The 9,110-nt window shown below is 24.2% G+C and carries 14 protein-coding genes and 1 pseudogene; 7 read left to right on the forward strand and 8 right to left on the reverse strand.

Features of this window, described 5'->3' with window-relative positions:
• Positions 1 to 7: 7 nt before the first annotated feature.
• Together NL276_RS02555 and NL276_RS02560 are read right to left on the reverse strand one after the other, a co-directional pair.
• Positions 8 to 520, reverse strand: a complete 513-nt coding sequence (locus tag NL276_RS02555) for a lipoprotein (RefSeq protein WP_253301035.1) — start codon at positions 518 to 520, stop codon at positions 8 to 10.
• 153 nt (positions 521 to 673) lie between these two features.
• Positions 674 to 1,306, reverse strand: a complete 633-nt coding sequence (locus NL276_RS02560) for a hypothetical protein (protein ID WP_253301036.1) — start codon at positions 1,304 to 1,306, stop codon at positions 674 to 676.
• Positions 1,307 to 1,648: 342 nt separating this feature from the next.
• Here NL276_RS02560 and NL276_RS02565 point away from each other — a divergent pair, with 342 nt between their 5' ends.
• Together NL276_RS02565 and NL276_RS02570 are read left to right on the forward strand one after the other, a co-directional pair.
• Positions 1,649 to 2,110 (forward strand): hypothetical protein, encoded by a 462-nt coding sequence (locus NL276_RS02565; RefSeq protein WP_253301037.1) that lies wholly within the window; start codon positions 1,649 to 1,651, stop codon positions 2,108 to 2,110.
• A 17-nt stretch (positions 2,111 to 2,127) separates the two neighbouring features.
• On the forward strand, positions 2,128 to 2,826 hold the full coding sequence (locus NL276_RS02570) for a hypothetical protein (RefSeq protein WP_253301038.1): 699 nt from the start codon (positions 2,128 to 2,130) through the stop codon (positions 2,824 to 2,826).
• 13 nt (positions 2,827 to 2,839) lie between these two features.
• Here NL276_RS02570 and NL276_RS02575 read toward each other — a convergent pair whose 3' ends face one another.
• The 3 genes and pseudogenes from NL276_RS02575 to NL276_RS02580 form a co-directional block, all read right to left on the reverse strand.
• Positions 2,840 to 3,391: a DDE-type integrase/transposase/recombinase gene (locus tag NL276_RS02575; RefSeq protein WP_253301039.1), complete on the reverse strand. Its 552-nt coding sequence runs from the start codon at positions 3,389 to 3,391 to the stop codon at positions 2,840 to 2,842.
• Between the two features lie 12 nt (positions 3,392 to 3,403).
• Positions 3,404 to 3,724 (reverse strand): annotated as a pseudogene (locus NL276_RS05165) (IS3 family transposase); the annotation flags it as partial.
• Positions 3,691 to 3,954, reverse strand: coding sequence for a transposase family protein (locus NL276_RS02580; RefSeq protein WP_253301010.1), 264 nt, complete (start codon positions 3,952 to 3,954; stop codon positions 3,691 to 3,693). The gene NL276_RS02580 and the pseudogene NL276_RS05165, both read right to left, overlap by 34 nt.
• A 61-nt stretch (positions 3,955 to 4,015) precedes the next feature.
• Between NL276_RS02580 and NL276_RS02585 the strand changes: the two genes are divergently transcribed.
• The 5 genes from NL276_RS02585 to NL276_RS02605 all read left to right on the forward strand — a co-directional run bounded on the left by NL276_RS02585 (position 4,016) and on the right by NL276_RS02605 (position 7,973).
• Entirely contained in the window at positions 4,016 to 4,741 is a 726-nt protein-coding gene (locus NL276_RS02585; RefSeq protein ID WP_253301040.1) for a hypothetical protein, read from the forward strand.
• Between the two features lie 6 nt (positions 4,742 to 4,747).
• Positions 4,748 to 5,665, forward strand: a complete 918-nt coding sequence (locus NL276_RS02590; RefSeq protein ID WP_253301041.1) for a hypothetical protein — start codon at positions 4,748 to 4,750, stop codon at positions 5,663 to 5,665.
• On the forward strand, positions 5,655 to 6,896 hold the full coding sequence (locus NL276_RS02595; protein ID WP_253301042.1) for a hypothetical protein: 1,242 nt from the start codon (positions 5,655 to 5,657) through the stop codon (positions 6,894 to 6,896). Before NL276_RS02590 ends, NL276_RS02595 begins: the two co-directional genes overlap by 11 nt.
• Positions 6,897 to 6,912: 16 nt before the next feature.
• Positions 6,913 to 7,563, forward strand: a complete 651-nt coding sequence (locus NL276_RS02600; protein ID WP_253301043.1) for a hypothetical protein — start codon at positions 6,913 to 6,915, stop codon at positions 7,561 to 7,563.
• A 74-nt stretch (positions 7,564 to 7,637) separates the two neighbouring features.
• Positions 7,638 to 7,973: a hypothetical protein gene (locus tag NL276_RS02605; protein WP_253301044.1), complete on the forward strand. Its 336-nt coding sequence runs from the start codon at positions 7,638 to 7,640 to the stop codon at positions 7,971 to 7,973.
• 24 nt (positions 7,974 to 7,997) lie between these two features.
• On the opposite strand, the gene NL276_RS02610 is transcribed toward NL276_RS02605, so the two are convergent.
• From NL276_RS02610 to NL276_RS02620, 3 genes are all read right to left on the reverse strand, one after another.
• Positions 7,998 to 8,174, reverse strand: a complete 177-nt coding sequence (locus tag NL276_RS02610; protein WP_253301045.1) for a hypothetical protein — start codon at positions 8,172 to 8,174, stop codon at positions 7,998 to 8,000.
• 4 nt (positions 8,175 to 8,178) lie between these two features.
• The gene (locus tag NL276_RS02615) at positions 8,179 to 8,640 is read right to left on the reverse strand and encodes a hypothetical protein (RefSeq protein ID WP_253301046.1); all 462 of its coding nucleotides are present in this window, start codon (positions 8,638 to 8,640) and stop codon (positions 8,179 to 8,181) included.
• The coding region (locus NL276_RS02620) for a recombinase RecT (RefSeq protein ID WP_253301047.1) at positions 8,634 to 9,110 on the reverse strand (477 nt) is incomplete at its 5' end. The genes NL276_RS02620 and NL276_RS02615, both read right to left, overlap by 7 nt.

Raw genomic sequence — 9,110 nt, forward strand, 5'->3', positions numbered from 1 at the left:
TCTCTTTTTATTCTCCTTTAACTTTTACATTACCTTTATCATAAACAATTAAATCAGGTTCTTGTGTAGTTAAATTTCAACGATATACTGATTTAAAATAAGTACCATCATCAGCATATAAAGTATTATTTGTATTAATAATTCCTTCTTTAATTAATAATGTATAATAACGAAATCGTGGCGGTTTAAAAATAAGACTATATTTATTAGCATAATTATCTATTTTTTTTTCATTATCTGTATCATTTAAAAATTTAGCAATTCTTCAATTATTATTTTTATCACCACGCCATACTACATAATAATATTTATTATCAACCTCATTAAATGGTTTTTCTTGTGGTGCAATTCACTCTAAATTGTCTCTAATTTCTTGATTTGTTGTTTTTATTTTGTTTTCTATTTTTAATGCATATAATTGCTCTTTTGTATATTCTTGTAGTGTATTACAAGCAGCTAAACTAGTTGTACTTGTTCCAATTAAAGTTATTGTTCCTAAAATACTTAATATTTTTTTCATATTTTATAAACCTCTTTCTTTACAATTTGTTAATTTAATTAAAAATGGAAATAAACCATAATTTTTATTTCCACAATATATATATTGAATAATATTAGTAATTAAATTTTAAATTAATAAAATAACTAACAATTAAAAATAATTATTTCTTATTTAAATAGATTTAATAGAATTGCTATAAATTTTTATTTCTTCTTCTAATAGTCTTATTTCTTCTTTGTTTTGATTAATACTTTTTGTATTATATTTTTTCTGTATTTCAGTTGTTGAATTATCATCATTCAATTTTTCTAATTCATCATTTTCTTTTTTTAATTTATCTAATTTATTTTGTAATTTATAAATTTCAAACTCTATATCACCTTTTGCTTTATTAAGTGATAAAGTATTTAATTTTTCAGCAATATTAGCTGCTCGTATTTGTGCCTCTTGAGCTTTTATTGTAGACTCTGTAAGTTTAGATGTTAGATACATATTAAATACATTTGCCGCTATAGTACTGCTATTTGAAATTATTTTAGTGCCTTTTTGTAATGGTGTTAATGATGAATTTACAACTGGAAGTACTTTGCTTCCAACTTTTCCAATTGCACTACCAACTTTTCCAATTGCACTACCAAAGCCTCTTTTATTTCTATTTAAAATTTCTAAATTATTGTTTTGTGAATAATTAATATCAATATTTTTGATAGTTTCTTCTTTTTGATAAGGACTAGCGGCAATTGTTGTTGGTATAGCAGTTCCACTAATTGTTAATACACTTAATAAACTAAGTAATTTTTTCATACTTGTTTTTCTCCTTTTCTTAATCTTGAAACTTTTTATCAAGATCTAATTGCATTATATATATATATATATATATATACAAGTAAAAATAGAAATTATTTTAAAAATTTTATCTTGAAAAATAGCTCTTATTACTTGTTTTAAGGGCTAAATTAGCAATCAAGCATATTAAGTTTAGTATTTATTAATAAAAAGTATTGTATTAGTAAACTATTAGTATATAATTAAATTAATGGTTTATTCTTTTAACAAAAAAGTAATTTACGGTTTATGCTTTCCGCCTTAAAAAGAGTTACGCTGACTTGTTAATCGGACAAGGATAAAAAAAGAGGAGTTTATAAAATGGCACTTACAAAAGAACAATTAATAGAACAAGGTTTAAGTGAAGAGATTGCAGAAAATATCTTAAATCAGTTTAATAATGAAGCAAAGCAAATTAGAGAAAGTGTGCAAAAACGCGAAGATGTTATATCAAAAGAAGACTTTATTAAATTATCTAATGAATTAGATGAATTAAAGGCATTTAAAGATGTTCCATCTACTAAAATTGAAGATATTAAAACTAATTTAAATAAAGTTAGTGGTAGTTCCTTATCTGAAAAAATGCAAACTTTAAAAGAATTAAAACCTGATTTGTTTGTACAAGAACAACCATCAGTTTCACCAACTAATTTTATTAAAGATATGATTGAAAAATCAACTGAAAATAAGAATGATGAAATTGAAACTATTAAAGAAAAAGGAGCCTATACTCCTGATGAAATTAAAAAGTTAACTGATTATACACTTAAAAACCTTAGATAATAAGGGAGTGAAATAATATGGCAACAATTAACTTGCCACAAGTACCTTTTACATTAGAAGGTAATACAACGGGTCAAAAGGCTTATGTTGATATGGTTAATGCTTTATTGCGTGGACCTTTATATAATGAATATGCAAGTATTATGCAATATGCTACTGCAACAGCTGAACAAGTTGCTTGATTACCTAATGCTGGTCAAGCATTATATAATTTAACTCATCGTGTAGTATGACAAGATGATTATTCATTGCCAAATGGTGGAACAACTCAAACTATGGGATTAACAAGAATTCCAGTTCCTATTGATAAAAGATTTAATTTAAAATTAATGAATGAAGCATTTGATTTGGCATTAATAGAACAAAATATTAAAAATGGTGTTATTGCTAACGCTATTTCTAGTGTTGTACAGAATAAATTTGTTAATTTAGAATGTGAATTAATTCAGGCTATTTATGATTATTGTTTAGCAGATGGTCAGTATGAAGTAATTCCATTTCGTAGTTATACAGCAGAAAATGAAAATGATGCAAATAAAGCATTCTTTACATTAAATGAAGCTTTGATTGAATTAACAAATCAAATTAGTAATTTATACTTTGGTTTACCAACTGATAAAATGTTTATGGTTTTAGGACGAAGAGCATATTTAGGATTAACACCTGCTTATTTAAAAGTGATTGGTTTAGACTGCACCCATTTTAGTAAGTACTAATAAAAAGTATTTACTATTTTTTTATTATATCTTTTTCTTTACGATTTGAATATCATGTATTTCATTTTATAACATCTTGTATATATTCTTCATGTGAATTATATATTTTATTATGGATTGTAGCTTTCTTAAGTAATGAATGAAAACTTTCTATAACAATATTATCTGCACAGTGGTAATTTTTCCCCATTGAAATTATAATACCGTTAGATACACATTTATCGAGATAAATAGCGGATGTGTATTGATATCCGTGGTCTGAATGAATTATTATTCCATTCAGATCTTTTTTTATTAATTTTATTTTATTAATTGCATCATTTAAATTATCTATTACTAATTTATTGTCATTATATTTAGATCACTTTACATCAACTATTTCTTTAGTATATCCATCAATAATTGTTGATTGATAATATTTTTCTCTTTTTCAAATTAAATATGTTACATCAGTATATAGCACTGAAAACCTTGTTTTTATATCATTGAATTTACGATTAATTAAATCAGGATATTGCAATAAACTTTTTTCTTTATTCTGTTTATATTTCATTTTTCTTCTCATTTTTCTTACATATTCAGGTTGTATTTGATTATAACGCATAATCCTTAAAACTTTTTTTGAATTATATTTTATATCATAATCTTCTTTTAAATATTTAGTAATTCTTCGATATCCAAATTGTTTTAAATTTTCTTCATAGACTTTTACAATATCATTTATTGCTTCTTTATCTTTTTTGCTACTGTCATAATTTTTATATTTATCTCAATAACTACGTTTTAACCCCGTTACTTCTAATAATAATTTTATTGAATATTCATGACAATTTTGTTTAATAAAAGAGACGATTCTTAGTTTGCTTAATTGTAAAAGTCATGGAGCTTTTTTAATAATTCATACCTTGTTTTATAATATTCTAAATCTCTTTTACCAAAAGAGATTTTAGGTCCTTTATGATTGTTTAATTTTCCTTTTTTATGATTTGCTCATCAAGATTCTACTGTATTTGCATTTAGATTATATTGTTTTGCTACTACTCAACAACTTTTTTGTTTAATTTCCTCAATGATTTTTGTTCTAAATTCTGATGTATATTTGTTATATTTTTGACCTTTTCTTGCCATATAAAATGCACCTCCTTTAAAAGTTTAGCAAAGTCTTTTTTTACTTTACTTACTTTTTGGGGTGCACTCTAGTTCACAAGCACAATTAAAAGCAATGGTTAATGGTGAATTATATGAAAATACTGCAATGGGTATTCCAGTATCTAAAAGTTTTCATTTAGAAAAAACATATACAAAAGGACAAGTAAATCGAGACAAAGGTTATAATTTTACTAATATAAATGGTTTAATTATTAATAAACAAGTATGAGCATATCCAATTAATATGGATACTATTCAACAAGTTTTAGATAATGACACTGCTAACCCTAAATGAATTGGTAAAGTTCAATATGCAACACCAACTATTTTATATCCTAAAACATGTAAAATTATTTTAGAAAAACAACCAACACAGGATGAAATTAATATTGCTAAAAGTAATATTAATAAAACATTTAGAGTACCTGTTGATTATGTAATTTCATCATTAAGTAATGTTGTTGATATTAATAAAATTGATATTAGTGGAATAAATAAATTAGACAAACCAACCATTAATTTACCAGACCCGAAAGATGCTAGTTATGGGTGATTAAAACCAAAATTGCAAGATGTTGTTTTAAAAGCAGTAAAAACAGTAGATAGTTCTTTAACTGAAAATGACTTTAATTACTACCCAAAACCCAAAGGTGAAGACTGACCAATAGATATTACAAATGGTAAGATTATTGAAGTTGTAATTGAAGGAAAAAACAAAGCAACTGGTAAAACAAACCCAATTGAAGTAGTAATTAAAAATACTTAATAAGAAATGAACTTACTAATATTACGAGTTTTAACTTTATTAGCCGAAAACTTAGGTAACGAAAACATAATAAGTAAGTTTGTTAATTTAATTAATAAAGTCAATAAGTTTGCGTCATATTATGCCAATCCCTTACAAAAGATTACAAATAAGATTGAGGATGTTTATAAATGATTAAACCCCTCTACTTATTTAGATTTAATTAAAAGGGGCCACAAAAGAGAAATACAACAAATATTAAGTCAATTAGAAAAAGATAATAATATTAAAAATAGAGAACAATTTAAAAATGAAAATTATTTAAATACTAATTGACAACCTTTAAATAGTAGTTGACTTGATAGTGGTATGTTTAATATAACAAATAAGTTAACTTTAACGGGTAATTTAACTATTTTAATATATACAAAAACAGCAAAACATCCTAAGTTTTATGGACCTTATGTTTATCCTAGTGTTCCAGTTGAAGTTTGAAAATTATTAAGTAATGCAGTATCTAATGCAGGAACTTTATTTTGACGTTATTGATTAAGAAAATGATTACCTAGTCATTTAAGAAATTATATTAAAAAACAATTACCACAAGCATTAAAAGAAAAATATCCCAAAGGAACTACTAAATTAACATTACCAACAGTTCAAAAATTACAACAAATTAAAAAGTTTATTAATAATTTAAAGATTGGACATTTTAATTTTAATTTTGCTGGTGAAATTAATAATAAAAAATGGTATCGTGAACGCCGTAGCGATGTTAAAAATATTAAGAATTTATATAAAACACCAGTTAATAATAAATTTTATCAAGTTAATAAGTCTATTAAAGCAATTAATAAAATCAAAAGAAAAGTTAATAGTTATAAACCGTCTAATTTAAGAAATAAATATCGTAATCAATTAAGGAGTGTAATATATGGAAAATAATTTAAGTAATTTGTTATTTATAACAGTTGAAGATGTTAAAGCAAGTAAACTTTGACAACCCATTAATGATCGTAAACAATCTGCTTACAATGATAATTTAATTTATAATGCTATTTTAAAAACTAGTTTATGAATGGATAGATTATCTGGTGGCACAATTTCCGATAAAATAAATAAAAAATATTTATTTCCCTGAGTAAAAAAAGATAATACTGGTTTAATTGAATATGATAAATGATTAAGTTATATTCAATCTGCTTGTTTATTAGCAGTTATAAATTGATATTTACCAAAAGGAGTTAATGATTTAACTGGTAGTGCTTCATTTTCACAAGGTGGTGTAGCATATTCACAAACTAATGACCCAGAAGCAAATGAAAATATTACTTGTGATGTTAAAAATGCTTTAAAATTAGCAGGTGAAATAATTGATATTATATCTAGTAAAACAGTATCTAGACCTTATAATTATAGTTTAGATAATTATGCTCATCCATGAGAAGAAGAATATAAACATATTAGTAAAAAAACTTTTTATCCAACATTATTATTTTGATTAAAAGAGCGATTACAAACAGATAATTCAATAAATATTACTTATCCAACTATTAATGACTTTTCTAAAATTGATTATAACGAATATATTAAACTTATTGTTCCGTTTGATAATGATACTATTTATTATGAAAATAATGTTTGAAAAACAAAACAAAGTGGTCAGTCACAGAATTTGCATATAGTTATTGGTGAAAGTGGCAGAGCTAATGCTGACTATGATAAACAAACTGGTGGTTTAAGAATATGAGATTCAAGTTTTAAAAATAATGACCAAGTTGCAGATTTTAGTGTTATTAAAACAAAAAAAACGCCTGGACTAGAAGCAACAGATGACACATTACCAACTACTAAATATATTAATGAACATTATCAATTAAAAGGTGGTGGTGGTAATGATTGAGAAGTCGTTGATACTAATGATTTTGTACCTGATACTATTTCAGAATATAAAATTAGGAATTTTGATAAGTCAAAATATGTTTATAAAATTTGAGCTAATATTGAACAATATCCGATATTAATGGTAGAAACTTTTAAAAATTATAGTGAAGATATTCATTCGCATTCTCAAATTACTTTATTTATTAAAAAAAACGGGAATGTTCTTATGTGATTAAATAATTCACCCTATAATATGTCAATATTACATATTGAAAGAAAAAAAGTAAGTTAGAAAGGATTTTTAATTAATGAAACAAGATAAAACAACTTGATTAAAAGGGGCCTTACCTTGAAATTGATTTAAAAAAGACCCTATTCCGACTTATAATTGAACTCATAAAGATATTAGAGAATGAGAAAGAAAATATAAAATTCGTAGTTGAGTAGTTAATTTTTATACATTGATATTTTTAGCATTAAATTGTTGATTAGAATATGGCATGATTAATGCAATAAAAGATAGTATTAATTGATATAATTATGGTCAATATTGGGGTAATGGCATCGCAATATTATTAACACCTTTATTTACACATGGAATTCAAGGCATATTTGTTGCTAGTAGTAAACCGAAAGTAGATATGAAAATTGATATACCACGATTAAAAATATCTAAAATGGGATTAGTATTTACAATATTGCCTTTAATTACTTTAATAATTTCTTTAATTATCATTTGAATTGATAAATCAAAATGAAAAAAAGACCATTTAAGACATTGTTTAGATTGTCGGATTAATCCGCGTGTTATTCAACCAAGAATAGCAAAACAATGAAATAATTTAGATGGTATAACAGAAGAGATATTTAAAAATATGCAAGATGAATATACTAAAAAACAAGAAGAAAAATTAAAAAATATACAAAATGAAAATAAACAAGAATTAAATTTAAAATAGACTATATATAGGGGCGGCTGATATTTTTGGGTGGTTATATAGTTTAATTTAATAAATTATTTTGTTCTGAAAAAATGGATGGCCACTGTTTGAGTAAGGATAAGAAAGGAATTAAAAAAATGTTTAATGATACATTAATGATTACTTTACTTGTGTTATCGGGTGCTGGTGGAATGAGTAGTCTTGGTATTCTTGGATTATCTGCTAAAAAAATTAAAAAATATAAAGCAGAAATTAGAGAATTAAGAACTGCTGTTATTGCCCACGAAAAACATTTACGAGGACCTGATTATGCAACAGAATTAGCATTAAAAACAGGTCAAATTAAAAATGTTAAAAAACAAGTTAAAGTAAATGATAAAAAACAAGCGCAAAAAGATGCTATTAGACAACTAACAAATAGTATTTAAAAAATAACCTTAATTGGTTATTTTTTATTTTTCTTTATTGTGTTTTATATAATAATTAATAAGATATTCTATTCGTTGTGAATAAGTAAAGCCATTAAATTCATTTCAAACTTGTTCTTCATTTTTATTTAAGTAAATATTAACATTCCGAATTTTGCAAGAATAATATTTTCCTGTTTTTTGATTAAATGAATGTTTCATAATATTAACCCTTATAATTAGCAATAATAATTGCATCTCGGATATGATTACTTATTTTTTTATTATTATATTTTCAGCCTTTACCATATTGATAAGTTAAATTATTATCTTTATCATATTTTCATATACAACTATCATTATATTTACTTAAATTTTCCATATTCTTAACAACTGATTTAGTATGACGTGGTGATATTCAATTAATATTTAATAATTTTTCTGTTTTATATTTAATTGCCCCTATAAGTTTTAATAAATCATCTCTATCTTTACTCGCACTAGCAGATGTATATAAACAATCTTCAATATTAATAATTGCATTTTGTTTTAACTTATCTAAAATAATATCGGTTTGTGCAATTCAATCACGATTTGTATATTCAGATTTATCAATTAATTTATTATTTTCAAAAATAGCAACAGCCGTAGTACCAGTTCCTGATGGGTCAATACCTATTTTTATCAAGTTGCTCATTCCTCATCATTGTTAACTGCCGGTACTACATTTGATATATCTTCTTCTTTTACTACATTATTATCTGTCACTTCTTCACTTAGTTCGGATAAATTATTATTTGATATATTTTCATTACTAATTTGACCCTTATTTAGGCTTATATTACTATCATTATCAATATAAATCTTTTCATCATTAGTTGTAATAACTGCTTGGTCTGATTTATAAGCTTGTTGTAATTCGACTGACATAATACCTCATTTTCTTAATAAACTAGTTAATACTGTTTTTAATGCCATTTCATCAAAAGTAGCAATATAAAATGATTTATTTTTAGCATAAGTTTTAGAATATTTCATAAAATGATTTTCCATTTGTTCTTTTGTCATATATAAAGTTTTTTCAAAACCATTAACCATTTTAAAATATGCTACATAACCAATAATTGGTAATTTTTCTCTTTCATCTTCATTTTGTAT

This window comes from Spiroplasma endosymbiont of Phyllotreta cruciferae, assembly GCF_918697755.1.